The 24,992-nt window shown below is 47.1% G+C and carries 28 protein-coding genes and 5 tRNA genes; 31 read left to right on the top strand and 2 right to left on the bottom strand.

Translation table 11 applies throughout. The annotated features are described in order from the left end of the window. Window positions 1-6: 6 nt before the first annotated feature. The 27 genes from rph to V3C63_RS08655 all read left to right on the top strand — a co-directional run bounded on the left by rph (window position 7) and on the right by V3C63_RS08655 (window position 19,169). Window positions 7-741, top strand: coding sequence for a ribonuclease PH (gene rph, locus V3C63_RS08785; protein ID WP_329887417.1), 735 nt, complete (start codon window positions 7-9; stop codon window positions 739-741). Next, the gene (gene rdgB, locus V3C63_RS08780; RefSeq protein WP_329887416.1) at window positions 738-1,352 is read left to right on the top strand and encodes an RdgB/HAM1 family non-canonical purine NTP pyrophosphatase; all 615 of its coding nucleotides are present in this window, start codon (window positions 738-740) and stop codon (window positions 1,350-1,352) included. Before rph ends, rdgB begins: the two co-directional genes overlap by 4 nt. Window positions 1,353-1,372: 20 nt before the next feature. Further along, window positions 1,373-1,858, top strand: coding sequence for a metallophosphoesterase family protein (locus V3C63_RS08775; RefSeq protein WP_329887415.1), 486 nt, complete (start codon window positions 1,373-1,375; stop codon window positions 1,856-1,858). Between the two features lie 41 nt (window positions 1,859-1,899). Beyond that, on the top strand, window positions 1,900-2,484 hold the full coding sequence (locus V3C63_RS08770) for a Maf family protein (protein WP_329887414.1): 585 nt from the start codon (window positions 1,900-1,902) through the stop codon (window positions 2,482-2,484). A 95-nt stretch (window positions 2,485-2,579) separates the two neighbouring features. After that, a tRNA-Gly gene (locus V3C63_RS08765) sits at window positions 2,580-2,653 on the top strand. 9 nt (window positions 2,654-2,662) lie between these two features. Next, window positions 2,663-2,739: transfer RNA gene (locus tag V3C63_RS08760), tRNA-Arg, on the top strand. A gap of 18 nt (window positions 2,740-2,757) precedes the next feature. Beyond that, a tRNA-His gene (locus V3C63_RS08755) sits at window positions 2,758-2,833 on the top strand. 6 nt (window positions 2,834-2,839) lie between these two features. Further along, window positions 2,840-2,915 (top strand) — tRNA-Gln (locus V3C63_RS08750). Between the two features lie 10 nt (window positions 2,916-2,925). Further along, window positions 2,926-3,001, top strand: a tRNA-Lys gene (locus tag V3C63_RS08745). A gap of 298 nt (window positions 3,002-3,299) precedes the next feature. Beyond that, complete coding sequence (nifJ, locus tag V3C63_RS08740; protein ID WP_329887413.1) at window positions 3,300-6,812, top strand: pyruvate:ferredoxin (flavodoxin) oxidoreductase; 3,513 nt, start codon at window positions 3,300-3,302, stop codon at window positions 6,810-6,812. Between the two features lie 190 nt (window positions 6,813-7,002). Beyond that, complete coding sequence (rho, locus tag V3C63_RS08735; protein WP_329887412.1) at window positions 7,003-8,619, top strand: transcription termination factor Rho; 1,617 nt, start codon at window positions 7,003-7,005, stop codon at window positions 8,617-8,619. A gap of 95 nt (window positions 8,620-8,714) precedes the next feature. Further along, on the top strand, window positions 8,715-8,924 hold the full coding sequence (rpmE, locus tag V3C63_RS08730; protein WP_329887411.1) for a 50S ribosomal protein L31: 210 nt from the start codon (window positions 8,715-8,717) through the stop codon (window positions 8,922-8,924). A gap of 48 nt (window positions 8,925-8,972) precedes the next feature. Further along, a complete protein-coding gene (gene prmC, locus V3C63_RS08725; protein WP_329887410.1) occupies window positions 8,973-9,830 on the top strand; it encodes a peptide chain release factor N(5)-glutamine methyltransferase in 858 nt (285 codons plus the stop codon). 111 nt (window positions 9,831-9,941) lie between these two features. Next, window positions 9,942-10,499, top strand: a complete 558-nt coding sequence (efp, locus tag V3C63_RS08720) for an elongation factor P (RefSeq protein ID WP_329887409.1) — start codon at window positions 9,942-9,944, stop codon at window positions 10,497-10,499. An 11-nt stretch (window positions 10,500-10,510) separates the two neighbouring features. After that, window positions 10,511-10,999 (top strand): CD1247 N-terminal domain-containing protein, encoded by a 489-nt coding sequence (locus tag V3C63_RS08715; RefSeq protein ID WP_329887408.1) that lies wholly within the window; start codon window positions 10,511-10,513, stop codon window positions 10,997-10,999. 11 nt (window positions 11,000-11,010) lie between these two features. Further along, entirely contained in the window at window positions 11,011-11,358 is a 348-nt protein-coding gene (locus tag V3C63_RS08710; protein ID WP_329887407.1) for an Asp23/Gls24 family envelope stress response protein, read from the top strand. Beyond that, complete coding sequence (nusB, locus tag V3C63_RS08705) at window positions 11,355-11,876, top strand: transcription antitermination factor NusB (protein ID WP_329887406.1); 522 nt, start codon at window positions 11,355-11,357, stop codon at window positions 11,874-11,876. The genes V3C63_RS08710 and nusB overlap by 4 nt, the downstream gene beginning before the upstream one ends. After that, window positions 11,860-12,882 (top strand): Kae1-like domain-containing protein, encoded by a 1,023-nt coding sequence (locus tag V3C63_RS08700; RefSeq protein WP_329887405.1) that lies wholly within the window; start codon window positions 11,860-11,862, stop codon window positions 12,880-12,882. The genes nusB and V3C63_RS08700 overlap by 17 nt, the downstream gene beginning before the upstream one ends. Further along, the gene (xseA, locus tag V3C63_RS08695; RefSeq protein WP_329887404.1) at window positions 12,875-14,068 is read left to right on the top strand and encodes an exodeoxyribonuclease VII large subunit; all 1,194 of its coding nucleotides are present in this window, start codon (window positions 12,875-12,877) and stop codon (window positions 14,066-14,068) included. Before V3C63_RS08700 ends, xseA begins: the two co-directional genes overlap by 8 nt. Window positions 14,069-14,080: 12 nt before the next feature. After that, window positions 14,081-14,338 carry an exodeoxyribonuclease VII small subunit gene (locus V3C63_RS08690; protein WP_329887403.1) on the top strand — a complete coding sequence of 86 codons (258 nt, stop codon included), beginning with the start codon at window positions 14,081-14,083 and terminating at the stop codon, window positions 14,336-14,338. Beyond that, the gene (locus tag V3C63_RS08685; protein ID WP_329887402.1) at window positions 14,310-15,245 is read left to right on the top strand and encodes a polyprenyl synthetase family protein; all 936 of its coding nucleotides are present in this window, start codon (window positions 14,310-14,312) and stop codon (window positions 15,243-15,245) included. The genes V3C63_RS08690 and V3C63_RS08685 overlap by 29 nt, the downstream gene beginning before the upstream one ends. A gap of 19 nt (window positions 15,246-15,264) precedes the next feature. Continuing rightward, window positions 15,265-17,049 carry a 1,4-alpha-glucan branching protein GlgB gene (glgB, locus tag V3C63_RS08680; RefSeq protein WP_329887401.1) on the top strand — a complete coding sequence of 595 codons (1,785 nt, stop codon included), beginning with the start codon at window positions 15,265-15,267 and terminating at the stop codon, window positions 17,047-17,049. A 137-nt stretch (window positions 17,050-17,186) separates the two neighbouring features. Further along, the gene (locus V3C63_RS08675; protein WP_329887400.1) at window positions 17,187-17,687 is read left to right on the top strand and encodes a hypothetical protein; all 501 of its coding nucleotides are present in this window, start codon (window positions 17,187-17,189) and stop codon (window positions 17,685-17,687) included. A 90-nt stretch (window positions 17,688-17,777) separates the two neighbouring features. Further along, window positions 17,778-18,059, top strand: coding sequence for an arsenic metallochaperone ArsD family protein (locus tag V3C63_RS08670; protein ID WP_329887399.1), 282 nt, complete (start codon window positions 17,778-17,780; stop codon window positions 18,057-18,059). Between the two features lie 70 nt (window positions 18,060-18,129). Beyond that, on the top strand, window positions 18,130-18,453 hold the full coding sequence (locus V3C63_RS08665; protein ID WP_329887398.1) for a hypothetical protein: 324 nt from the start codon (window positions 18,130-18,132) through the stop codon (window positions 18,451-18,453). Window positions 18,454-18,563: 110 nt separating this feature from the next. Beyond that, complete coding sequence (locus V3C63_RS08660) at window positions 18,564-18,740, top strand: hypothetical protein (RefSeq protein ID WP_329887397.1); 177 nt, start codon at window positions 18,564-18,566, stop codon at window positions 18,738-18,740. Window positions 18,741-18,815: 75 nt separating this feature from the next. Beyond that, window positions 18,816-19,169, top strand: coding sequence for a hypothetical protein (locus tag V3C63_RS08655; RefSeq protein WP_329887396.1), 354 nt, complete (start codon window positions 18,816-18,818; stop codon window positions 19,167-19,169). Window positions 19,170-19,225: 56 nt separating this feature from the next. Here V3C63_RS08655 and pta read toward each other — a convergent pair whose 3' ends face one another. Continuing rightward, window positions 19,226-20,248: a phosphate acetyltransferase gene (gene pta / locus V3C63_RS08650; protein WP_329887395.1), complete on the bottom strand. Its 1,023-nt coding sequence runs from the start codon at window positions 20,246-20,248 to the stop codon at window positions 19,226-19,228. Window positions 20,249-20,387: 139 nt separating this feature from the next. Next, complete coding sequence (locus V3C63_RS08645; protein WP_329887394.1) at window positions 20,388-21,107, bottom strand: tRNA threonylcarbamoyladenosine dehydratase; 720 nt, start codon at window positions 21,105-21,107, stop codon at window positions 20,388-20,390. 123 nt (window positions 21,108-21,230) lie between these two features. Between V3C63_RS08645 and V3C63_RS08640 the strand changes: the two genes are divergently transcribed. The 4 genes from V3C63_RS08640 (at window position 21,231) to V3C63_RS08625 (ending at window position 24,826) form a co-directional block, all read left to right on the top strand. Continuing rightward, complete coding sequence (locus tag V3C63_RS08640) at window positions 21,231-22,076, top strand: ABC transporter substrate-binding protein (protein ID WP_329887393.1); 846 nt, start codon at window positions 21,231-21,233, stop codon at window positions 22,074-22,076. A gap of 119 nt (window positions 22,077-22,195) precedes the next feature. Then, window positions 22,196-22,921 (top strand): tRNA (guanosine(37)-N1)-methyltransferase TrmD, encoded by a 726-nt coding sequence (gene trmD, locus V3C63_RS08635; protein WP_329887392.1) that lies wholly within the window; start codon window positions 22,196-22,198, stop codon window positions 22,919-22,921. Between the two features lie 86 nt (window positions 22,922-23,007). Continuing rightward, window positions 23,008-23,517: a MarR family winged helix-turn-helix transcriptional regulator gene (locus V3C63_RS08630; protein ID WP_329887391.1), complete on the top strand. Its 510-nt coding sequence runs from the start codon at window positions 23,008-23,010 to the stop codon at window positions 23,515-23,517. Next, on the top strand, window positions 23,492-24,826 hold the full coding sequence (locus tag V3C63_RS08625) for a citrate/2-methylcitrate synthase (protein ID WP_329887390.1): 1,335 nt from the start codon (window positions 23,492-23,494) through the stop codon (window positions 24,824-24,826). Before V3C63_RS08630 ends, V3C63_RS08625 begins: the two co-directional genes overlap by 26 nt. The last annotated feature ends 166 nt before the right edge of the window (window positions 24,827-24,992 follow it).

Here is a 24,992-nt window from a genome sequence, read left to right as displayed (position 1 = left end):
ACGGACATGACAGAACAGCTTAAAAGACCGGATGGACGATTTTATAATGAAGGCCGCCCGGCACAAGTAGTGCGACATTTCACCAAGCACGCATCCGGATCCGTGCTCATGGCCGTTGGAGATACCAAAGTGCTCTGCACAGCGATGTGCGAAGAGACTGTACCCGGATTTATGCGCGGTGAAGGTCGGGGATGGGTGACGGCTGAATACGGCATGCTGCCCAGTGCGACAGAAACGCGTAAGCGGCGGAACCGAAACGGCAAGACGGACGGACGCTCGGTGGAAATTCAGCGGCTGATTGGCCGAAGCCTACGCTCGGTTGTCGATATGGAAGCTCTGGGCGAGCGCACGATCCGCGTCGACTGTGATGTGATCCAGGCCGATGGTGGCACCAGAACCACCGCCATCACCGGGGCTTTCATTGCCCTTTGGGATTGCGTGGCGTCACTTTTGGATAACGGCATGATCGAAAAGAATCCGATTCGCGGTTTTGTCGCATCGACGTCCGTTGGCGTCTGGCAGGGTATGCCGATTTTGGATTTATGCTATCTTGAAGATTCCCACGCAGAAGTTGACATGAATTTGGTCATGGCGGACGATGGCCGCATCATTGAAATCCAGGGGACCGGCGAGGCCCGTCCGTTTACCCGGGATGAATTTGATCAGTTAATGGCATTGGGACAGGATGGCATTGCGCATCTGATTGCGGTGCAGAAGGATGCTTTGGAGATACGCGAATGAGCAAACAAAAGATTATTTTAGCCACCGGCAATCCGCACAAAGCCATTGAAATTCACGATATGCTGGATGGCGCGTATGGAGTTCTAACGATGGCGGATGCTGGCATCGATGTGGAAATCATTGAAGACGGTGCGACTTTTGAAGAAAATGCCCTGATAAAAGTACGCGCTATTCGACCGTATGTAAAAGATACCAACGCCATTTTAATGGCGGACGATTCTGGGTTGTGCGTGGATGCTTTGGATGGTGCGCCGGGCATTTTTTCGGCGCGTTATGCCGGTGAGCACGTTACCTATGCCGACAATAACCGTAAATTGCTGAAGGCACTGGCCGATGTGCCGGCAGAAAAACGCGGAGCACAGTTTGTGTGTGCCGTGGCTTTGATTTTTCCGGACGACGAGGAGTGGACCGGCCGCGGCATTGTCGAAGGGCGGATTGCTACATCGCTCCAGGGGGATGGCGGCTTTGGCTATGATCCGCTTTTTATTGCGAAGGAGAGCGGTCGTGCCTATGCCCAGATGCGTGAAGCTGAAAAAAATGCCATTTCGCATCGTGCACGAGCGATGGCGTTGGCGAAGGAAAAAATGACGGAAAAGCTGGGAATTCGTTAAAGTAAAGAAGGGTGGCGTTAATGAAACGGATAGGGGTCGTCTCAGATAGTCACGGCAATATCATGAATCTTCAGGATGCGGTTTTAGCGATGGGTGAAGTTGATGCGATTTTTCATCTGGGGGATTATGTGCGCGATGCTAAAAAAATCAATGTATGGAGCAAGGCCCCGGTTTATTGGATCCGCGGCAATTGCGACATGGGAGATCCGGAAGGGGTCGAACTGGCCAAGATCAAAGTAGCGGGGAAAACCATTATGGCCTGCCACGGCCATCATTTTGGTGTCAAGCAGGATCTCGCGCCTTTGCTATACCGCGGCATGGAGGAGAACGCCGACGCTGTATTGTTCGGGCATACCCATCATACTTTCATCGCCGAAGAAGAAGGCATCTTACTTTTGAATCCCGGCGCGCTTATTGGCGGGCACTATGGCGATGTGCCGAGCTACGCCATCGTGACGATCGATCGGGACGAAATAACCGGTGAGATCCATTCATTGAATCAATAAAACCTGCGGTGATTTGAAAAGATAGATAGGGGATAACGCTTATGCGAATCATTCTGGCTTCGGCTTCTCCCAGACGGTTGGAATTATTGCAAATGATCGGCCTTGAGCCTGAAGTGCGGCCTTCAAAGATTGAAGAATTGACAGTTTCCGATTTGCCCGAGGAGATGGTGTGCGAGTTGGCGGAAAAGAAAGCGCATGCTGTTGTTGAAGCCCTGATCGGAGAAGCGAAACAAGAAATGATTGTTATTGGGGCAGATACTTTGGTGTCTTTGGATGGCCGCGCGTTGGGGAAACCCCAAACAAAGGCAGAGGCTATTGATATGCTGCACGCCTATTCGAATCGGACGCATCTCGTTTGGACGGGCGTGAGTATCTGGCGCTTGGGAGAAAATCCGAAGCATATGACTTTTTTAGAGAAAACGAAAGTACATGTTTATCCAATGACAGATGTGGAAATTGAACGCTATGTGGCAGAAAATCATCCGATGAATAAAGCGGGCGCATACGATATTCAAGGCCCCTTTTCGGCCTTTGTTTCCGGAATTGAAGGGGATTATTTTAATGTGGTGGGATTGCCGATTGGCCATGTATATCAGGTGATTAAAAGGCTGACAAATTTGAAATGATTTCATGAAAAATATGTTGACAAAGAGGTTCTTTATCAGTATAATGAGTTCTGTTCTTGCGAGAGAATGTGAGTGCCAGCTGGCTAAAGGCATTTGCGGGTGTAGCTCAGTGGTAGAGCCCTGGCCTTCCAAGCCAGTCGCGAGGGTCCGATTCCCTTCACCCGCTCCATTATTTTATGCGCCAATAGCTCAGTTGGATAGAGCAACGGCCTTCTAAGCCGTGTGCCCGGGGTTCGAATCCCTGTTGGCGCGCCATTTCTCTCTCAAATTGTGGTGGATGTAGTTCAGTTGGTAGAGCGCCAGATTGTGGTTCTGGTTGTCGGGGGTTCGAGTCCCTTCATCCACCCCATTTCTTAGGGGTATGGCCAAGTGGTTAAGGCACCAGACTTTGACTCTGGAATTCGCAGGTTCGACTCCTGCTACCCCTGCCATCAATCAAACGATCCATTAGCTCAGTTGGCAGAGCACCTGACTTTTAATCAGGGTGTCCGGGGTTCAAATCCCCGATGGATCACCATCTTTTCGAAAAAACAGATCGCTTCGGCGATTTTTTTATTGCCATTGTGAGAGCGAGCATATGCAGATTGCTTCAATTATTATGTGGAAAATGGCTTAAATCACACTGCCATCAATACGTTTTCATCAAAAAGATAATTTTTTGTACAATTATAAAGAGTTGCCAAAAGTTAACATAATCAAAAATATATCCAAATTTACAACTGTACAAAATTGCCCAATATGGTATAATATTTTGCAATAAATACTTTTTAAAGAGTGTTTGATTGTTTATTTTATAATTCATGAAGGAGGATTATATGTCCAAACAAATGATGACGATGGATGGTAATCAGGCTGCTGCACACGTCGCATATGCCTTTACCGAAGTCGCGGGTATTTTCCCAATTACACCTTCATCGCCAATGGCAGAGCATGTTGATGCTTGGTCAGCTGCGGGAAGAAAGAACATTTTTGATGAAACAGTTAAAGTGTCCGAACTGGAATCCGAAGGTGGCGCTGCCGGGACGGTTCACGGTTCACTTCAGGCTGGTGCATTGACAACAACTTTTACGGCTTCGCAGGGGTTGCTGTTAATGATTCCGAACATGTACAAAATTGCTGGCGAATTGCTTCCGGGCGTTTTTCATGTTTCAGCGCGTACTTTAGCAGCACAGTCACTGTGTATCTTTGGGGATCAGGGCGATGTGATGGCTTGCCGTCAAACCGGGTTTGCTCTGCTGGCCTCCGGGTCCGTTCAGGAAGTCATGGATATTGGTGGGGTTGCTCACTTGGCAGCTATCAAGTCCAGAATTCCGTTCCTCCACTTCTTCGATGGCTTCAGAACTTCGCACGAAATTCAGAAAGTCGAAGTCATGGATTATGATTTCTTTAAAGATAACGTTGATTGGGATGCGATTCAGGCCTTCCGCGACCGTGCTTTAAATCCGGAACATCCGGTCACACGCGGTACTGCCCAAAACGGCGATATCTTCTTCCAGTCGCGTGAAGCGTCAAACAGTTTTTACGATGCCGTTCCGGAAATTGTTGAAGATTATCTTCAGAAGATTTCTGAATATACCGGTCGCGAATATCATTTATTTAACTACTACGGGGCACCGGATGCAGACCGCATCACTATTGCGATGGGTTCCATTACCGATACAATCGAAGAAACCATTGACTATTTAATGGCGAAAGGTGAAAAAGTCGGCGTGGTGAAGGTTCATCTCTACAGACCGTTCGCTAAAGATTATCTGCTTAAGATGATTCCAAAGACCGTTAAAACCATTACGGTGATGGACCGCACTAAAGAACCGGGTGCTTTGGGGAATCCGCTATACGAAGACGTGGTGACATCCTTCTACGCAGAAAAGGAACAGCCGAAGATTCTGGGTTGCATTTATGGTCTGGGTTCCAAGGATACGACTTCCAGTGATGTTAAAGCCGTTTATGACAACATGAACGAAGCGGAACCGATGGATCAGTTCACTTTGGCCATTATTGACGATTTGACGCACAGAAGTTTGGAAACCAAGGAAGAAATCAACACGATTCCGGAAGGCACCACTTCCTGCAAATTCTGGGGATTGGGTTCTGACGGGACCGTTGGCGCCAACAAATCGGCGATTAAGATTATCGGGGACAACACCGATCTTTATGCTCAGGGTTACTTCGATTATGACTCGAAAAAATCCGGCGGGATTACCTGTTCGCATCTGCGTTTCGGCAAGAAACCGATCAAATCGCCTTATTTGATCAACCAGGCAGATTTCATCTCCTGCTCGACAGAATCCTATGTCCATCAGTATGATCTGTTGGATGGTTTGAAAAAAGGTGGTGCTTTCCTGCTGAATACCGTTTGGACACCGGAACAGATCAATGAAGAGCTACCGGCGTCCATGAAACGCTATATCGCTCAGAATAATATTCAATTCTATACGATCAATGCGACCAAAGCGGCAGAAGATATTGGTCTCGGCCGCAGAACCAACATGATCCTGCAGGCGGCCTTCTTCAAACTGGCAAAGATCTTGCCGATTGAAGATGCTGTGAAGTTCTCCAAGGCTTCCATCAAAAAGACTTATGGCAACAAGGGCAAAGCCATTGTTGAAATGAACTATAAAGCAGTTGACGCTGGGGTTGATCCGACGATTCTGAAACAATTTGATGTGCCGGCGGATTGGGCCACTGCAGAAGATAATGCAGAGATTGTTGATACGGATCCGAAATTTATCAAAGAAGTGGTTCGTCCGATTGGTAAATTTGTTGGGACGACAATTCCGGTTTCCGCCTTTGAAGGCAGAGAAGATGGGACTTGGGATGCTGGGACCGCGGCATATGAAAAACGCGGCATTGCTGTCAATGTTCCGAGATGGGATATCAGCAAATGTATCCAGTGTAACCAGTGTTCATTTGTCTGTCCACATGCGGCTATTCGTCCGGTGCTTTTAACTGAAGAAGAAAAAGCAGCGGCGCCGGCTGGCTTTGAAACGAAAAAAGCCATGGGCAAGCCATTGGCCGGTTTGGAATATCGTATCCAGGTCGATGTGATGGATTGTACGGGGTGCGGCAATTGTGTTGATGCCTGTATTGCAAAAGAAAAGGCTCTTTCCCTTGTTCCGATCCACGAAGAAATGCATCAAGTTGAAAATTGGGATTACGCGGTGACGGTTCCGGTCAAAGACGACAAGATGGATAAATACTCTGTTAAAGGCAGTCAGTTCCAACAGCCGTTGCTTGAATTCTCCGGCGCTTGCGCAGGCTGCGGTGAAACACCGTACATCAAGACCATTACCCAACTTTACGGCGATCGCATGATGATTGCCAATGCAACCGGCTGTTCCTCGATTTGGGGTGCTTCTGCTCCAGCCTCGCCATATTGCACCAATGCGGAGGGGCAGGGCCCGACATTTGCCAACTCTTTGTTTGAAGACAATGCCGAGTATGGTTATGGGATGCTCCAGGGGACAAAAGCTATTCGCAACACCATCGCCAGTTATCTGACACAGATTAAAGCGGTTGCACCGGCCGATTTGGCAGAAGCCATTGACGCTTGGATCGCCGGGAAAGACGATGGGGATGCTTCCAAGGCGGCCACACCTGCACTGAAAGCAGCACTTGAAAACTTTAAGGCACCGGCAGAGTTGGCTGACAAATATAAATTTGTCATGGGCAATCAGGATCATCTGGTCAAAAAATCTGTTTGGATTATCGGCGGTGACGGTTGGGCCTATGATATTGGCTTCGGCGGTTTGGATCACGTTCTGGCTTCGAAAGAAGATATCAATGTTTTCGTGCTTGATACCGAGGTTTATTCTAATACCGGTGGTCAGGCATCTAAATCCACACCGACAGCAGCGATTGCGCAGTTTGCTGCTTCCGGCGAACGGGTTAAGAAAAAAGACCTTGGCATGATTGCTGCGACTTACGGCTATGTTTATGTCGCTCAGGTGGCCATCGGAGCTGATAAGAACCAGTTCATGAAGGTTTTGAAGGAAGCCGAAGCTTACAAGGGACCGTCCCTAATTATCGGTTATGCGCCCTGCATTAACCATGGAATCAAAGGCGGCATGGGCAAGACTCCAAGTCATCAGAAAGCAGCTGTTGATTGTGGCTATTGGCACCTGTACCACTTCAATCCGGAAGATGAACACCCCTTCCACTTAGATTCCAAGAAGCCTGACTTCGATAAATTTCAAGACTTCATCATGTCGGAAGTGCGTTATAATTCGTTGCGCCGTGGTTTCCCGGAAATCGCGGAAGATCTGTACAAACAGACCCAGGAAGAAGCGATCTCCCGTTATGAAGGTTACGTCAAACGTAACGCTTAAACGCAGATTGAACAATCAAATACATTCAAAGAGACTCTTAACGGAGTCTCTTTTTTATGTGCGGGTACATTTTGACAGTTTGTCATTTTTTTGATACACTTCAAAACATATTTATCAATTTTCTGTGATTTTTTCTTTCAATTTTTTCGGTGAAGATCACCAATCGTTTCGAACATTTCGGAGGTTTTTCTTGAATTTAAATCAAATGACGGTTTCTGAATTAAAACAACTTGCCGCATCGCTGAATATTCCGTTAAAAGGTCGGGTCCTTAAAAAGGGATTGATCGAGCAAATTAAAGCGCTGCAACAGGCAGCGGATTCGGCAAATCAAAAAGAATCCGAGCCGACTGAGATAAAAAGAACATCTCGGGAAAAAGAATCGCGGCGGCTGGGACGTTATAAATTAAATGATAATATTGAAGAAGCTGTCGTTTGTGAAGGGGCAGTGCGCGTTTTGCCGGAGGGTTACGGCATTATCGACCGGCAAGATGAGCTTGGTATTTATGTGTCGGCTTCACAAATTCAGAAATTCCGCATTGAAACCGGCGATGTGCTCGGAGGCCGTGTGCGCGCGCCTAAGCCTGGAGAAAAATATGCGGCCATGCTCTTTCTGGATCGCGTCAACGGCAAACGAACTGCCGACCTCATCAAAAAAATGGAAGAGTTAATGGCCTCCAATGCGGTGGCGGATGAGGCGCGATATCAGAAAAGCCAGTCGGGCATTTTGGACATTACGGCCGATGGCTACGGTTTTTTGCGCACTGAGGATTTTTTGCCGGGAGAACAGGATATTTATGTGGCGGCGAATGTGATCCGTCGCTATTGGTTGCGCACCGGGGACAAAATTGAAGGCCATGTGCGCAAGTCTGGCGAAAATGATCGTTACGACGCATTGCTTTACGTCGAGAAGGTGAACGGTGATTTGCCGGAAATGGTGACACACCGGCCCCATTTTGTGCGTTTGACACCGATTTTTCCTAACGAGCGGATTAACCTTGAAACGCCGGAGGAAACCCTGGCGGCTCGAGTGATCGATCTTTTTGCGCCTATCGGTCGAGGACAGCGGGGGCTGATCGTGGCACCGCCGAAAGCCGGAAAAACGACATTGCTTAAAATGATTGCCAATGGTATTCGAATCAATGCGCCGGAGATGGAGCTCATTGTGCTTTTGGTGGATGAACGGCCAGAAGAAGTGACCGACATGCAACGTTCAGTCGATGCCGATATTGTGTATTCCACCTTTGACGAGCCGGCAATGAAGCATCTGCAGGCGGCGGAGATGGTGCTGGCTCGTGGACAGCGCCTGGTGGAGCAGGGGAAGAATGTGGTGATTCTTGTGGATAGCCTGACACGGTTGGCCCGCAGCAACAATTTGGTGATTGAGCCCTCGGGGCGAACGCTGACCGGAGGGCTGGATCCGGAGAGTTTGTATTTCCCAAAGAAATTTTTCGGGGCGGCGCGTAATATTGAAAATGGCGGGAGTCTGACAATTCTGGCAACAGCGTTGATTGACACCGGCAGCCGAATGGATGATGTTATTTATGAAGAGTTTAAAGGGACGGGAAATATGGAATTGACGCTCAGTCGCGATCTGGCAGAGCGGCATATTTTTCCAGCCATTGATATTCGCCGCAGCGGTACCCGCCGGGACGATTTATTGTTAAGCCGGCAGGAAGAACAAATTGCCGTGCAACTGCGCAAAGCCTACGCCAAGGATTCAGTGGTGACCTTTGCAGAAAAAATGACGACATTGCTTGAGCATACGCCGAATAATGTAGCGTTGATTCGGCGATTTAATCGTGAGTAAGACTTGCAATTCCAGTATCGGTTTGTTATAATAGCTCCGCTGAAATCCAATCAAAGCGCTTTGATTTCGAATAAACGACGAAAGAGGTGAATACGATGAAAGAAGGCATCCACCCGAATTATGGGAAGTCTGTCGTGAAATGTGCTTGTGGCAATACCTTTGAAACAGGTTCTGTCAAGTCGGAACTGCGTGTTGAAATTTGTTCTGCGTGCCATCCGTTCTTTACAGGGAAGCAGAAGCTGGTTGACTCCGGCGGACGCGTCGAACGCTTCAACAGAAAATATGCGAAAGCACTCAAAAAATAAGTCGGTATTCCGACTTATTTTTTATTTATGAAAGGATAAGGAGGCGAGATGGCATCAGAGCAAAAAATAACCATTCAAGATGCATTGACGGCCGGTGCTCAGAAACTGCAGTTAACGGGCTTGGAACAGTCGCGTTTTGAAGCGGAGGTCCTGTTGGCGGCGGTGATGCATCAGGAACGGCTGTATTTTTTAATGCATCCGGAAATGCCATTATCTTTAGAGCAGATCCGTGCATTTGACAATGCGCTCAAACGCCGTGCCGCCCACGAGCCTTCGGCGATGATCACCGGCCATCGGGAGTTTATGGGCTTGGATTTTGATGTCAACGCCCATGTATTGATTCCGCGTCCGGATACGGAAAATATTGTTGAAACTGCGCTGGCATGGATTTCCAAAAGATCGCGGCCCAAGGTTTTAGATCTTTGCTGTGGATCGGGAGCCATTGGGATCGCATTAAAGCATTATTGCCCAAATATTCAGTTATGGCTGTCGGATATCTCCAAAGAAGCCTTGGCTGTTGCTAAAAGCAATACGCAAAAACATCATGTGGAGGCACAATTGATTTTGGGTGATTTGTTTGAGGGACTGCCTCAAAGGCAGCGCTTCGATATGATTGTGACGAATCCGCCTTATATCCCTACAGATGAAATTGCCGATTTATCACCTGACGTCAAAGACTATGAACCCCGTGCGGCATTAGATGGCGGCGAGGATGGTTATGATTTTTACAAGCGATTATTTGCATCGGTTCATGATCACCTGAAAGAGCAAGGGTATTTGATTTTAGAATGCGGATGGAATCAAGCAGATACATTAATCGACATGGTGCGGTCACGGTCTTTTTCGCATATTGAACGCATTCACGATTTAGCCGGATTTGCTCGGGGCCTCGTTTGTGGCAAATAAAAAGAAAAATTGAAGAATCAAACTTCTTATGATAAAATAAAAGAAATTCTGAAATATAGATTTTGGCGCCGATGAGTCAAAATTCTGAAATACGCAGGAGGTACGAGTAAAATGGTTACAGCAGGTGATTTTAAAAAAGGTGTGACATTCGAAATGGATGGTTCGGTTTATGTGGTGGTGGAATTCCAACACGTTAAACCGGGGAAGGGGGCTGCTTTTGTTCGCACCAAAATCCGCAATGTCATGACGGGAGCGGTCACCGAAACAACATTTTCTCCTAACGAAAAGTTCCCTTTGGCCCATATTGACACTAAAGAAATGCAATACCTGTATTCCGACGGTGATCTGTATTACTTTATGGATCTTGAATCTTATGAACAGATTCCGCTGGAATACGAAAAAGTTGAAGAAGCTCTAAAGTACCTCAAAGAAAATGACAATGCGACCATTCGCTTTTTCAAAGGGAAACCCTTTGAAGTGAAGGCGCCGAATTTTGTTGCATTAAAAGTCACACAGACGGAGCCCGGCTTTAAAGGCGATACTGCGACAGGTGCCAATAAACCTTGTACCGTGGAAACCGGAGCAACCATTATGGTGCCGCTGTTTGTTAATGAAGGGGACACGATCCGCGTCGATACGCGAACCGGCGAATACATGGAACGTGTCTAAGCGTCAAAATTATGAAATACATTATTAATGAAAAAGTTGCTTATCTGAAGGGCTTATCGGAAGGCATGAAGTTGGCGGAGGCCTCCGATGAAGGGAAAATGATCGGGCAATTGCTCGACGTTTTAGGGGATATCTGCGATGCGCTTGACGGCATAACCGAAGCCCATGATGATCTTCAGGATTATGTGGAGATGATCGATGATGATCTGACGGACATGGAAGATTTTCTGATTGATATCGCCGATGAAGACATCACGTTTGAGGACGAAGATGATGAGACCGACGATTCATTGGATATAATAGGCACGGAGGATGAAAACGACGATATTTACGAAGTCGAATGTCCTAATTGTGGTCATGTGTATTTAGCCGATTTTGAATCCTTTGAGGCCGACGATGTGATATGTCCCGAATGTGACACGAAGTTTTCCTTGAACGAGGAAACTATCGAAAGATTAAAACAGGCAGAGGACGATTTGCATCACCACGAAGAGGAATGATGGAGTAAGCGATGGATAAAAATATACAAAACGCACAAAATGACATTTCTAATGAAATGATTTGCTCTATTGCGAGCATGGCTGCTTTAGGCGTGGAAGGCATTGAGAAGATGTTTATGCGCATTTCTGATGAGATTCTGGATGCGATTTATCCTTCAGCGGTTTCCAAAGGGGTAAAAGTGGTTAAACGCGATGACGGTTATCAGATTGATCTGCACGTGATCACAGGATTGGGCATTAACGTCAAAGAAGTGTGTGAAGAATCTCAGCAAAAGGTGAAAGAATCAGTTGAGATCATGTCGGGCAAGTCTGTGGCTGAAGTTAATATTTTGGTCAAAGGCTGCGGAAAATACGAATGAAAACAAAGCCGCTTAATGCGGCTTTTTTAACAGGTGAAAATATGACAGAGGCAAAAAAACAAAATCGCCGGTACGAAAGAGAGCTTGCCTTGCGTGCCGTTTTTCAAATCGAGTTTCACCAAGATGCGCGGGATCTTCAAAAGGGAATTGCCGCAGTGATTGATAGCGATGCGGGTTTTGAACATGACCATGGATCCGGTGGCTATGCCGCTTATTTGGTGGATGTGGTGGTTGATCACTTGACAGCGATTGACGAAAGAATTGCTCAATATCTGCGTAAGGATTGGCGCATGGATCGCTTGCCGGGAGCGGAGAAAGCCATTTTGCGTGTGGCAACAGCTGAAATGTGTTATTTGGATCAGCCATTGGAAATTGCCATTAATGAAGCCGTGGAATTGGCCAAACGCTATTGTGACGAGGATGCGCCGCGTTATATCAATGGTATTTTGAATAACTTGGGCCATCATCTGGCGGTTGGCTATTCAGAGGAAGTGTCATCGTATGATTCTGGGAATTGATACCAGCAATTATACAACTTCTGTGGCGTTGATTAACAGTGACGGAAAAATTTTAAAAGACTGCCGACGGGTGTTGCCGGTCAAAAAAGGACATCGCGGGCTGAGGCAGTCAGAGGCATTGTTTGATCATATTCGCAATCTACCGGAATTAATGCATACGGCGATTGGGGATCAACCGATTAAAAACGCGTTAAAAGCCATTGGCGTGAGCGTTGCACCTCGTCCTGTCCGCGATTCTTATATGCCGGTTTTCCGCGCGGGAATTGGCGCTGCAGAGATATTGTCGGATGCCATTCAGGTGCCCTGCTATCGCCTGAGTCATCAGGAAGGTCACATTCGGGCGGCCATGCGCGAAACAGAAATCTTTTCATGGCAGCATCAGTTAGATGCAGATTGGCAACGGCAATCTGAACCGATGTTAGCCGTACATTTTTCCGGCGGTACATCGGAAATCTTGTATGTAAAGCGGGAAAAGAAGGGCTTTCAATGCAAAATTGTCGGACGGAGTTTGGATCTGCATGCCGGTCAACTGGTGGATCGCATCGGCGTGATGCTGGGCATGGATTTTCCGGCAGGGCGCGCACTGGAGCGATTGGCAAAACCTTCGCAGACTACGTTGCTTAAATTGGCAACCCAAGTCATCGATGGGGACTTTCATTTCTCCGGGATGGAAAATGCGGCGAAGCAGGCTCTGCAAAAAGGGACTGACCCGGCAAATCTGGCTTATGCGCTGTTTGAAGCCGTCGGCAGAACGCTCGGACGGGCAATTATTACGTTGTTGGAGAAAACAGAGGTATCCGTGGTATTATTTTCCGGCGGCGTGATAGCCAACGGGATTGTCAAAGAAGAAGCCCGGAAGCGCATCCTTGCTTTTTGCCGGCGGTATCGGCGGCCGGTTTCTTTGTGCTTTGCAAAATCCCGGTATGCGACGGATAATGCTGTTGGTTGTGCTTTGTTGGCAAAAGAAGCGTTTGAAGTTGAACAAAAGAAGGCGTGTAATGATTAAGCGGCAATTATCCGTCACGGAAGTCAATCGATTTGTCAAAACTCTGATCACAACCAATAGCGTGCTTAAAAGCCTTGAAATTAAAGGTGAAGTGTCCAATTTCAAGCGGCAGGCCAGCGGGCATCTTTATTTTTCTTTGAAAGATGCCGGTGCAAGGATTGGTTGCGTGATGTTTCGAAGCGATGCAGCTCATCTCGATTTTGAACCGGAGGATGGCATGCATGTCATCTGTAAAGGGCGAGTCGATGTTTTCGAACAGGCCGGACAATATCAGATTTATGTTCGGACGATGCAGCCGGCCGGTACTGGCGATTTATATCGAGACTTCGAAACGCTTAAGCGAACACTGGAGACATTGGGTTATTTTGACATGTCTGCCAAGAAAAAAATACCGGAAGCGGTTGAGGCCATCGGTGTGGTGACATCGCCCACCGGTGCGGCGATTCACGATATTATTTCCGTTTGTCATCGGCGTGATCCGCATCTGGAAATTGTCTTGGCGCCGGCCCAGGTTCAGGGAAAGGAAGCGGGCGGCAGTATTGCTTCCTCCATTCGGCAATTGGATCAACTGGATCAAATCGATGTGATCATCGTTGGCCGAGGCGGCGGATCGATAGAGGATCTTTGGGCTTTTAATGAATGCGCCGTGGCCGATGCGATTTATCATGCCAAAACGCCGATCGTTTCCGCCGTTGGTCACGAAACCGATTTTACCATTGCTGATTTTGTGGCGGATCTGCGGGTGCCAACCCCCTCGGCGGCGGCCGAAACAGTGACTTGGGATCAACATGCGGTTCGGTATCAGTTGGACGGCCTGCAAGGGCTATTGCAGCAGGAGATTCAGCAAGTTATAGCGAATCATCGGGAGGCCGTCGATCGGACAGCGCGTCTTCTTTTGGCGCATAATCCGGAAGCGATGGTTGATAGCTGGCGGATGGTCATTGATCATTTTCAGGAGCGTTTGGTGCAGGGGATGCGGCAACAATTCGCACAGTCGCGTCAAACTTTGGATAGTTGTCGCATCAAGCTGGTTGCTTTTAATCCGCGGCACGCACTGAAACGAGGCTTTGCCTGGGTGCATACTGAATCCGGTGAGCTTGTTCGAAGTGCAGAACAAGCAAAAACAGCCGGGAATTTACGGCTGAGCTTTGCCGATGGCGATGTTAAGGTAAAGGTTGAGCAATAGAGAGGGAAAGGCATGGCAACAAAAAAATTCAAAACAAAAATGAACCGGCTGGAGACCATTGTCGATACAATGGAAACCGGTGACTTGGAATTAGAGAAGGCTTTAAAATATTTTGAAGAGGGGATGGCGCTGGTTGACGACTGTCATCATGAACTTGATCAAGCGGAGGCAAAGGTTATGAAGCTCATAGAAAGTGACAACGGTCAGGCTGTTTTTGTGCCGTTTGAGGGGGAGGAAGCGGATGACGATGCATCAATCCAAAGAAGATAGAGTCAGAACGGTCAAATTTGCCAATCGACTGACGAAAAAGGGTCATCAAATAGAAGCCTATCTGACAGATTGCTTTGTCGGCCCTTTTGATGCGCCGGATATTATTGTGTCGGCGATGAAGTATAGTCTTTTTGCCGGCGGCAAACGGGTAAGGCCGATTCTTTTGATGGAGACATGCGCCATGTTTGGCGGCGATGAACGCGTCGCCATTCCCTTTGCCTGTGCCATTGAGATGATTCACACGTATTCGCTGATTCATGACGATTTGCCGGCTATGGACAATGATGATTTACGCCGCGGGGAGCTGACCAACCATAAAGTCTATGGAGAAAATATTGCGATTCTTGCCGGTGATGCACTCTTGAATGCAGCGGTAGAAACCGCTGTTAAAGGGATTGAAACGATGGAACCCGCAGAGAGAGCACGCGGCATTGCTGCGCTTTCCATTTTGATGCGCGCAGCCGGCGTGAATGGCATGATCGGCGGCCAAACGGGAGATCTGTTAGCAGAAGATGACGATGCCATCAACGAAGATAAAATTGTTTATATACATGCGCATAAGACAGGTGCGCTGTTAACGGCCGCTGTTTTGATTGGTGCCGTTTTGGCGGGCGCCAGCGAAGACGAACAACAGGCGCTGAGGAGCTATGGCTCTGCGGTTGGGATGGCCTTTCAGGCGGTGGATGATATTTTGGATGTCGAATCGGAAACCGCGGTATTGGGCAAACCAGTCGGATCGGATGCCGAGGAAAGTAAGACGACATTCGTATCACTTTTTGGCCTTGAAAGCGCGAAGGTCAAAGCTGAAGAATACCATCAGGAGGCGATAGCGGCTCTTGATGGGATTCAACGCGATACGATTTTTTTAGAGGAAATGGCTGATTTTATTTGCCGGCGAAACCGATAAAAGACAGAGGGAGAGGACAATGGATTTTCAAGAATTTTATCGCGGTGAAAGTTTCGATGCTTATGCGTATTTAGGGGCGGCAGTGACGCCTGACGGCGTTGTCTTTCGAACTTTTGCACCGGCAGCTGAATCAATCGAAGTGATTGGCGAATGGAACAACTGGAAGGGACAGGCCATGTCCCGGATTTACGATGGTAATTTTTGGGAAGTGTGCCTGCCGGCAGCCCGGATCGGCATGATGTATAAATACCGCATTACCGGTGCCGACGGCAGAACGTTGGATCATTGTGATCCCTATGGCCGCATGATGGAGAAACGGCCGGAAACAGCCTCGATGATTTGGGACGATACTTTTGAATTCGCAGATTCAGACTGGATTCGAAAGCGAAGCGATGGCGTCAATGGTCCGGTGAATATTTACGAAATGCATTTTGGCAGTTGGAAACGCAAATCCGATGCGCCCGATGACTGGTATAGTTATGCAGAGATGGCCGAAACATTAATTCCCTATTTGAAGGCACAGGGATACAATTATGTGGAGGTGCTACCGTTAATGGAACACCCGGTAGACGCGAGCTGGGGCTATCAAAATACCGGCTTCTATGCACCAACATCGCGCTATGGTACGCCGGAGGCTTTGAAGGCCTTTGTCGACGCCTGCCATCGAGAAAATATCGGCGTGATTATGGATTTTGTGCCGGTACACTTCGCCGTGGACGATTACGCACTTTGGCATTATGATGGGACGGCTTTATATGAATATCCACACGAGGATGTGGGTGTGTCGGAGTGGGGCAGCTGCAATTTTATGCACTCTCGTCCGGAAGTGCGCTCATTTTTGCAGTCCTGTGCCGATTATTGGCTGAGCGTGTTTCATTTGGATGGGTTGCGTTTTGACGCGGTCAGCAATCTGATTTACTGGCAAGGGGACGAAAGCCGCGGTGTTAATGCCGATGCCATTGCCTTTATGAAAAAGATGAATGCGGGGTTAAAAGTCAGACATCCGGAGGCGATGCTCATTGCGGAGGATTCAACCAACTATCCTCAGGTGACCGATAAAGTTGAAAACGGCGGGTTGGGCTTTGATTATAAATGGGATATGGGCTGGATGCACGACACGCTTTCGCTTTTTCAAACGGCGCCTGAAGATCGCCCGCGGGATTACCACAAGCTGACTTTTTCGATGGCTTATTTTTATCGGGAACGCTATTTATTGCCGTTGTCCCACGATGAAGGTGTTCATGGCAAGGCGACCATCGCTCAAAAAATGTACGGCGATTACGAGGAAAAATTTCCCCAAGCGCGCACGCTCTATTTGTATATGATGAGTCATCCCGGCAAAAAATTAAACTTCATGGGCGGAGAGTGGGCCCAACTGCGGGAGTGGGACGAAAAGCGTGAACAGGATTGGCTTTTGTTGGATTTTCCCGTTCATAATGCATTCCGGCAATATATGGCGGATCTGTCAAAGCTTTACTTGGCACACAGCGCTTTATGGGCGGCCGACTACAAGGAATCGGGTTTCCGGTGGGTTGACTGTCATCAGGAGTCCAGGTGCCTATATCTTTTTGAGCGTTTTTCGGAAGAGGAGACCTTGCTGATTGCGCTGAATCTTTCGGATCGCCAGGCGAGATACCCATTGCCGGTGAACAAGAAGACGCGTCTTAAGCTTTTGCTTTCAACCGATTGGGCTTGCTACGGTGGGGCAGAAGACCCTGGAGACGACGTTCTGTCATTGATTTGTGAAGAACAAGTCATTCTGAAACTTCCGCCTTTCTCGGCTAAATTATATCAGCGGTTTTAAACACGACTTCCCCCTTGCATTGGCAAGGGTTTTTTCTTGCGATAAAATAAATAAAATCGGCCCCTCAGACAGAGATGCTTGCACGGATGAGCGCTTTGGGGTAAAATAATGTAGATGAAATCATTTGCGAGGAGAAAATGGAAACCGTACAAACCAATTTTATATATCAGCGAATTCGAGATGAATTGTTTGAACGTGAAAATTGTATTCACAGTATTTCTTATCCCGTTATTCGCAAAGTGAAAGATCGATATTATCTGGCTGTTTTTATTGATCATTACAATTTGCAAGAATTGATGGATAATCAGATTACACGGCCGGATGAATGGGCGCTGGCCGATCTGGAAAGCGGCAAAATCACAGCGGTGTATCAATGCGAAACCCATGATTTTTGTGACAAGGCATCCATTCCTCAAACCATGGCAGTCAGCCGAGAAGGGATGAAAACAGATCAGCATTACTTCCAGCAGCTCTTTCATCGGTTGGATCAAATCCGCGATGAAATCTTAATGGGGCAAGGATTTAACCAGGATCTGTACAATACTTATCTGGCAACGGTCATTGAGCAAGTCCCGGAATCCATGGCTTATTTCTATCGTGCATTGTCAAAAACCGGGGATGATGTTGGAGAAGATTGAAAAATTATCTTTATTCTTAAATAAATTTTATCGAAAGTGTCGCCTGATTTTGGTAAAATAAAAAGCAATAAGATCAATCGAGGTCAAGTTATGTGCATTAATATCTATAATCCCATCGGATGTGATCCAAAATCACCGGTTGTTTTGCAAATCAATGTGATGGTCAATAACCTTAAAAAGGTCGGGTATCCCATTAATCTTATTAATTTTGAAGAGGATCCGGTGCGATTTACCAGCGAAAGAGGGGTCGAATCAATCCTTTTGACGGATGGACCGGACGCATTTCCAGTGACGGTTGTCAACGGAGAAGTATACCAAAAAAATCACTATCCCGATTATGCACAGTTATTGAAATGGAGCGCAGCACATTAAAAGTAAATGGAGCCTTCTTCAGGCTGAGGTGCCGGAGGAGGCTTTTTAATTGCTTAAAATGGGAGATATCATGAAGAATCAAGCAATGCAATTATTCCAGGAGGGCATGGAAAAAACCGAGTGGATGCCGGAGACCGGAAAAGATCCCGAAGCGATTCGCGATTATGTGGCGTGCGTCTCTGGAATCGTTGATTTTTTAGAAACCAATGATGTGGCGATGATTGATATGCTTGATTTTGAAGAACCGTTCAAGCAGAGTCTGCGGGCGGATAAGCGTATGATAGAAACCATTATAAAAACGAAAATTGAAAAGATTAAGCTGATCACAATCTTTGTTACTTATTGTTATTGCCGATTTATCGGTTTGAAAAATTACAGCGCCGTGTATATGTGATTTGTTAGGGAATTGCATCAGCGCATTGAGGCGTATTATGGAGCGGTTGTGAACACAGGAAAAGCAATGCGATGATCAGGGGAAAAGAGAATCCGAGATCAATGATATTTATGCATCCATTGGAGGCATCTCTGGGAGAACCCCAGACGGCTTATACTTTAATTTGGCGCTCGGTGGCGAGTCTACTCATCGTTTTATCCGGCGATTTCGATCGGCTGCATAATGATTTGTTGGCAGTGATGATGACGAAGATCAATCACACCGATGCTTATTGCAATGATATTTAGTGGCCGGTGCGCGCGCAGTATCAACGCGATCAAAATTCGGGACTATACAAACGAATTTATACGGCAGAAGATCGCATGGTGATCGAAGAAACAGATGCATTTGAAATGAAATGTAATTTTGGATTTCGGGGCGAGACGTTAGGGCAATGGTGGCAGAAACAATTAACTGTGGATAAGACGGAGTTATGGGAAAATTGGTTTAAAGTTTACATCGAAAGTTTTTTGCCCGGTGTTTTTGAATTGATTGGTCGATATGGCCCAAAGCTGCTGTTTAGGCAACGGAGGATGCCGAAACTTTCCTCGTTTTTGAAAAAATGGCAAGCGCGATTAACCCAATGCTGGCAGAGTCGGAAAGAAATGATTGAGGAATCACAGCCAATGCGGCAAAAATCTTTTGCCCAATATTCGGTAAACAGAGTAGACCAATAAAAAAGTCCCAAAGGCGTTCGTTTATGTCCTTGGGCTTTTTATTGGTTTAACTTGAATTATTCGGAAAGGGAAGCAGTGACGAGCGCCATTTTGTAGACTTCGTCAGCAGTGCAGCCGCGGGATAAATCGTTGATCGGTGCATTAAGCCCCTGCATAATCGGGCCGATGGCTTCAAAGCCCCCTAAGCGGGAAGCAATCTTATAGCCCATATTGGCGGCTTCAATCAGTGGAAAGATAAAGGTGTTGGCCTGGCCGGCAACTTTGGAGTCGGGGCACTTGGTTTGAGCGACAACGGGGGAAACGGCGGCGTCAAACTGAAGTTCACCGTCAATGTCTAATTCTGGTGCCATTTTTTGTGCTTCGATGGTAGCATCACGCGAAAGCTGGACAGTGCCGCCTTTGCCGGAGCCCTTGGTGGAGAAGGAAAGAATCGCTACTTTGGGATCGATGCCGAAAATCTTCGCAGTCTTAGCGGATTCAACAGCCACCTCGGCCAATTGTTGAGCGGCGGACAACATCACATTGCCGTCTTTATCCACGCGGTCTTTGTAGTCGATGTTAATGGCACAATCGGAGAAAGCCAGTTTTTCCTTTTCGTCGTTGCGCATCAGGATAAAGGTAGAACTGACGAGGTGGGCGTTCGGCTTGGTTTTGATAAACTGTAGTGCCGGGCGGACGGTGTCTGCGGTTGAGTAGGTTGCGCCGCCGAGCAGGCAGTCAGCCTTGCCCATCTGAACCAGCATGGTGCCAAAGTAATTGGTATGCATCAGGGCTTCACGCGCTTCCTCTTCTGTGAGCTTGCCCTTGCGCAGTTCGACCATGCGCGCCGCCATGGCATCCATATCTTCCTTGGGGTAGGTTTTAGGATCGATGAATTCCGCTTCGTTGATGCAGTCATATTGATCGTCGCGGGTGGCGAGAAAAACTTTCATGGTGTCACCCAGCAAAATGACGTTTAATGCTTTTTCTTTTAAAAGACGATTGGCAGCATAGAGAATACGCGGATCATCGCCTTCCGGGAAAACAATGGTTTTGTGATTGGCTTGGAGTTGTTCTTTTAATTCGTCAAAAATGGACATGTTTTAAAATCCCCCTTGAAATGACTTTATAATATCGCTTTTAATTATACCGTAATCCCACCGTCGGAAATAACAATATCTTGTCCACTTAGAGAAAATATTTCGGATAACAGGTGATGAGCCGCAATGCTAATGGTGACTAACGATTTTGGATTAAATCTTTGATAACCTCTCCGGCGATAATCAGGCCGACGACACCGGGCACGAAGGGAACGGAGCCGGGAACGGGATGATGATCACGGGGTTGTTGAGGATCAGTGGCGGTTTGCGGGCGAATCGGCTGTTCTTTGGAGTAGACCACTTTGAGATGGTGGACACCCCGCTTTTTGCACTCCCGGCGAATCACCTTCGCCAGCGGATCGACAGAGGTTTTGGCGATATCTGTCACTTCAAACTGGGTTGGATCAAGTTTATTGCCTGCGCCCATGCTTGCGATGACCGGGACCCTTTTTTCTTGAGCTTCTGCGATTAAGGCGAGCTTGGCGGTTACGGTGTCAACGGCATCGACGATATAATCGTATTGGTTGAAATCAAAATCCCCTTTGCTTTCCGGCAGATAAAAACAGCGATGGGACGTGACCTGCGCTGCGGGATTGATATCGTGGATCCGAGTCGACATGGCATCAACTTTAAACGTGCCGATGGTCTGATGGGTGGCGATGATCTGCCGGTTGAGATTGGAGAGGCTCACGCGGTCGCCGTCGATCAAATCAAAACGGCCGATGCCACCGCGGGCTAGAGCTTCACAAACGTATCCGCCAACACCGCCGATACCAAAAACGGCAATATGGGCGCAGGATAATTTTTGAATCGCTTCCTCACCCAATAAAAGTGCTGTTCTTGAAAATTGTTCTATCATAAAAATGCTCCCAATATTGATAAGATGCATTTTATCTTAGCATAAATGAGATGGGCTGAGGAAAAATAAAAAATGGACATCCTGCAATAGATAACATATAATAAGGCTGAAAAGGAGGTAGCGATGATGAAAAAATTAGTCATTATCCTTTTTGCCGTGATCCTTTTATTGGGAGCGACCGCTTGTGGGAAAGCCCGCCAAACGGATCCTTTAGCGGATAACGTATTGACGATTGGAACAGATTCGGATTTTGTGCCGATGGAATACCGTGATAAAAATAAAGCGCTCAAGGGGTTTGAAATTGATTTGGGAAATGCGATAGCTCAAAGGATGAGGGTTCGTGCATTTTGGATTGATACCGGCTGGAACAGTATTTTCAATCGAATGAACAGCGGGAAGTATGATTGTGTGATGTCAGCCATTAACGATACAACCGCGCGGGAGCAGAATTTTGCGATGACAGATCCGTATTTTATCAGCTCGATTGTTATCGTCTCTCGAAAAGAAACCAGTGAACAGCAGGCGGATGCCGGCGATCAGCCGGCAAAAGAAACGATCGACCGCGCAGAAAAATTAAACGGGCGAAAGGTCGGCATGTTAAAGGATATTAAACGACGGGACACGATGACCGATTTGCAAACGCGGTATCCAAAAATTAAAATCAAGGGTTTTTCCAACAGCGCCAAGCTATTTAAAGCGCTCAAAAAGAAAAAGATTGATAATATCGTGGTGGATGAAGCCGTCGCCATTACCTATCAAAAGAAGGATTCCGAACATTTAGCGATCACCTCGGTAGCGATCAATCAAAAGGCCTTTGCGATTGCCTGCCGGAAAGATAACAGCGCGTTGAGCGAAAAAATTAGCCGGGCGATTGCCGATTTGAAAGCCGATGGCACCTATCGAAAATTAACGCTTAAATGGTTTGGCAGAGATATGACGAAAGACGCACTGACACAGACGATGCAATGACTTTTTAATTAAAGTAAAGGCATAATGTGATGTGAGGCAAAAGGGATTTCAGGCAGGACCTGGAGTCCCTTTTATGATATAATAAATCCAATTATCTCCCGTAAAGATCGGAAAAACATATGATGAAAATAACCATTCTAACCATTTGCCCGGAAATGTTTGACAGTTTCTTGCAATCCCATATTGTCATGCGCGCATTGCAGTTGCTAACAGCTGAAATTGAAGTAATTGATATTCGGGATTATGCAGATGGCAGCTTCCGTCATATCGACGATGCGCCTTACGGCGGCGGCGCGGGGATGGTTCTCCGCTGTGAGCCGGTGTTGTCGGCTTTAGCATCTGTCAGAATCCCCGAGAGTATGACGATTGCCTTAACACCCAAGGGAGAAGTTTATTCACAAAAGCAGGCTGTCCAATTGGCGCAAACTGATCAAGTGGTTTTAATTTGCGGTCACTACGAGGGAATGGATGCCCGAATATTATCTGAAGTGGACACGGAACTTTCCATTGGTGACTATATTTTAACGGGAGGAGAACTGGCGGCGATGGTTGTGGCCGATAGTGTTCTGAGGCTTTTGCCCGGGAATTTAAAATCCGGTAGTCTTGAATGGGAGTCTCATGATCGGGATTTACTGGAATATCCACAGTTTACCCGGCCAAATGTTTATCATGGGAAAATCGTTCCTCCCGTTTTACGCAGCGGCAATCATGAACAGATTCGGAAATGGCGTTTGCAGCAAGCATTGCTGCTAACTCGGGAAAGACGCCCGGATTTGTTTGCACGGCATGATTTAACCTCGGAAGAAAAAATGTTGTTGGCAAAGGCAGATCAAGAGATGGAGTAAGAATGCTTTTTTAATTTAAAGTAAAGTTGTATTTTATATAATTTTTAATTAAATGGCGAATCATCACATTAAGAGAGGATAGGACGATGGATCATCAATCAATTGTCGATTTGACAAATTTATCGAACGAGTTAATGTACCGACGTTTTTTGGTCAACAATGACGAAGTGCGCCAGTTTTTTTATGAGCTGACGGTTCCGGAATATATTGCCTTGAATTTAATCATCGAGAATGAGGCGAATGATCCCATTTATGGGGGGAAAACATATTTAAGCGATCTGTCAGAGCGTCTGCAGCGACCAATGCGCATGATCTCAAGCATCGCCCGCAATCTGCGGGATAAGGGGTTTGTCATTTGGAGCCACGACGGGGATGGCGAACAGGGAACTTATGTGACGATCACTGAAGAAGGCCGCAGCATTGAAGAAAAGCATCAACAGGTCACTAAAGAATTCTATGGCCGCGTGATTGAAAAGTTCGGCCGCCAGAATATGGTGGAACTTTTGAATCTCATGAAGCAACTGGATACGGTCATGACGGTCGAACTGGAAAACAGCAAACAGGAGGAAAATGGCGATGGGGAAGGGACAATCTAAATATTTAGAAAGACAAATTGCCATTTGTCGGGATAATGACGCGATTTCTCCCCGCTTATATGAAGAATACGGGGTTAACCTTGGGTTGCGCGATGCGGATGGCAAGGGTGTCTTGACGGGCCTGACTAATATTTCCGAAGTGGATGGCACCAAAGCACAGGGCGGACGCAATGTGCCCTGCGAAGGTGAGCTATGGTATCGGGGCTATAAAGTCCAAACACTCATCAATTCGCTTGGAAAAAGTGAACCGGGCTTCGGGAGAATCGCTTATCTGCTTTTGATCGGGGAATTGCCGTCGGACGAAGCATTAAAAACCTTCAAAGCATCTATCCGTCAGTATCGTAAGTTACCGACCAATTTTACCCGGGATGTCATCATGAAGGCGCCGAGTGCCGATATCATGAACAGCATGACGCGCTCTATTTTGACGTTGGCATCCTACGATCCGATGGCGAAGGATGCTTCGCTTGAAAACAATTTGCGACAGTGCTTGCAATTGATTGGTCAATTTCCGATGTTAGCTGCTTACGGTTATCACGCGCATGTTTTTGCCAATTTGGATGGATCGATGTATATCCATAACCCGAGTCCAGAATTGTCAACGGCGGAAAATTTTTTGATGATGCTGCGGCCGGACCGTTCTTACACGCCGGTGGAGGCAAAAACATTGGATACGGCTCTAATTCTCCATATGGAGCACGGTGGCGGGAACAACTCTACCTTTACGACCAGAGTGGTGACTTCCAGCGGCTCAGATACGTATTCGACAATTGGGGCGGCGATGTCTTCTTTAAAAGGGCCGAAGCATGGCGGCGCGAATATCAAAGTGATGAACATGATGGCGGATATTCGCGCACATATCAAAGATTACAGCGATGAAGACGAGATCGCCGCTTATTTAAGCCGCATTTTGGATCGCGATGCCTTTGATCATAAGGGGCTTATTTATGGGATGGGGCACGCGGTTTATACCCTGTCCGATCCGAGAGAGCGCATTTTTAAAAAATATGTTCGCGATCTGGCCGCGGAAAAAGAACACGAAGATGATCTTCTGCTGTATGAAAATATTGAAAAGTTAGCGCCGGATTTAATCAACAGCAAGCGCAGACACCCCAAACCGGTCTGTGCCAATGTCGATTTTTACAGCGGCTTTGTGTATGAGATGTTGGATATTCCGGAAGAACTTTATACGCCGCTGTTCGCCGTGGCCCGTATCGTAGGGTGGAGCGCCCACCGTATGGAAGAACTTATCTGCACAGACAAAATCATTCGCCCGGCCTATATGAGTGTGATGGAACATTTGGAATAAAAAATATTGCGCCATTAAAAGAGCCTGTCAGTGATGGATGATATGTACCCTCTTTACTGGACATAAAAATGTAGCAGTAAGGAGGGTGTTTTTATGCGATACAGTTATGAATTCAAGGGGAAATGTGTAGAAGTATATCGTCAGGGGAAATGGCCGGGCACCCCGG

The sequence above is a fragment of the Pseudoramibacter faecis genome, assembly GCF_036289405.1.
Classification (GTDB): domain Bacteria; phylum Bacillota; class Clostridia; order Eubacteriales; family Eubacteriaceae; genus Pseudoramibacter; species Pseudoramibacter faecis.
This window is presented reverse-complemented; position numbering and strand designations above follow the sequence as displayed.

Bases quoted from the DNA above. Each gene is read 5' to 3' on its own strand.
- rph (WP_329887417.1), top strand. From the start codon at position 7: ATGACAGAACAGCTTAAAAGACCGGATGGACGATTTTATAATGAAGGC.
- rdgB (WP_329887416.1), top strand. From the start codon at position 738: ATGAGCAAACAAAAGATTATTTTAGCCACCGGCAATCCGCACAAAGCC.
- V3C63_RS08775 (WP_329887415.1), top strand. From the start codon at position 1,373: ATGAAACGGATAGGGGTCGTCTCAGATAGTCACGGCAATATCATGAAT.
- V3C63_RS08770 (WP_329887414.1), top strand. From the start codon at position 1,900: ATGCGAATCATTCTGGCTTCGGCTTCTCCCAGACGGTTGGAATTATTG.
- nifJ (WP_329887413.1), top strand. From the start codon at position 3,300: ATGTCCAAACAAATGATGACGATGGATGGTAATCAGGCTGCTGCACAC.
- rpmE (WP_329887411.1), top strand. From the start codon at position 8,715: ATGAAAGAAGGCATCCACCCGAATTATGGGAAGTCTGTCGTGAAATGT.
- prmC (WP_329887410.1), top strand. From the start codon at position 8,973: ATGGCATCAGAGCAAAAAATAACCATTCAAGATGCATTGACGGCCGGT.
- efp (WP_329887409.1), top strand. From the start codon at position 9,942: ATGGTTACAGCAGGTGATTTTAAAAAAGGTGTGACATTCGAAATGGAT.
- V3C63_RS08715 (WP_329887408.1), top strand. From the start codon at position 10,511: ATGAAATACATTATTAATGAAAAAGTTGCTTATCTGAAGGGCTTATCG.
- V3C63_RS08710 (WP_329887407.1), top strand. From the start codon at position 11,011: ATGGATAAAAATATACAAAACGCACAAAATGACATTTCTAATGAAATG.
- nusB (WP_329887406.1), top strand. From the start codon at position 11,355: ATGAAAACAAAGCCGCTTAATGCGGCTTTTTTAACAGGTGAAAATATG.
- V3C63_RS08700 (WP_329887405.1), top strand. From the start codon at position 11,860: ATGATTCTGGGAATTGATACCAGCAATTATACAACTTCTGTGGCGTTG.
- xseA (WP_329887404.1), top strand. From the start codon at position 12,875: ATGATTAAGCGGCAATTATCCGTCACGGAAGTCAATCGATTTGTCAAA.
- V3C63_RS08690 (WP_329887403.1), top strand. From the start codon at position 14,081: ATGGCAACAAAAAAATTCAAAACAAAAATGAACCGGCTGGAGACCATT.
- V3C63_RS08685 (WP_329887402.1), top strand. From the start codon at position 14,310: ATGACGATGCATCAATCCAAAGAAGATAGAGTCAGAACGGTCAAATTT.
- glgB (WP_329887401.1), top strand. From the start codon at position 15,265: ATGGATTTTCAAGAATTTTATCGCGGTGAAAGTTTCGATGCTTATGCG.
- V3C63_RS08675 (WP_329887400.1), top strand. From the start codon at position 17,187: ATGGAAACCGTACAAACCAATTTTATATATCAGCGAATTCGAGATGAA.
- V3C63_RS08670 (WP_329887399.1), top strand. From the start codon at position 17,778: ATGTGCATTAATATCTATAATCCCATCGGATGTGATCCAAAATCACCG.
- V3C63_RS08665 (WP_329887398.1), top strand. From the start codon at position 18,130: ATGAAGAATCAAGCAATGCAATTATTCCAGGAGGGCATGGAAAAAACC.
- V3C63_RS08660 (WP_329887397.1), top strand. From the start codon at position 18,564: ATGCATCCATTGGAGGCATCTCTGGGAGAACCCCAGACGGCTTATACT.
- V3C63_RS08655 (WP_329887396.1), top strand. From the start codon at position 18,816: ATGGTGATCGAAGAAACAGATGCATTTGAAATGAAATGTAATTTTGGA.
- pta (WP_329887395.1), bottom strand. From the start codon at position 20,248: ATGTCCATTTTTGACGAATTAAAAGAACAACTCCAAGCCAATCACAAA.
- V3C63_RS08645 (WP_329887394.1), bottom strand. From the start codon at position 21,107: ATGATAGAACAATTTTCAAGAACAGCACTTTTATTGGGTGAGGAAGCG.
- V3C63_RS08640 (WP_329887393.1), top strand. From the start codon at position 21,231: ATGATGAAAAAATTAGTCATTATCCTTTTTGCCGTGATCCTTTTATTG.
- trmD (WP_329887392.1), top strand. From the start codon at position 22,196: ATGATGAAAATAACCATTCTAACCATTTGCCCGGAAATGTTTGACAGT.
- V3C63_RS08630 (WP_329887391.1), top strand. From the start codon at position 23,008: ATGGATCATCAATCAATTGTCGATTTGACAAATTTATCGAACGAGTTA.
- V3C63_RS08625 (WP_329887390.1), top strand. From the start codon at position 23,492: ATGGCGATGGGGAAGGGACAATCTAAATATTTAGAAAGACAAATTGCC.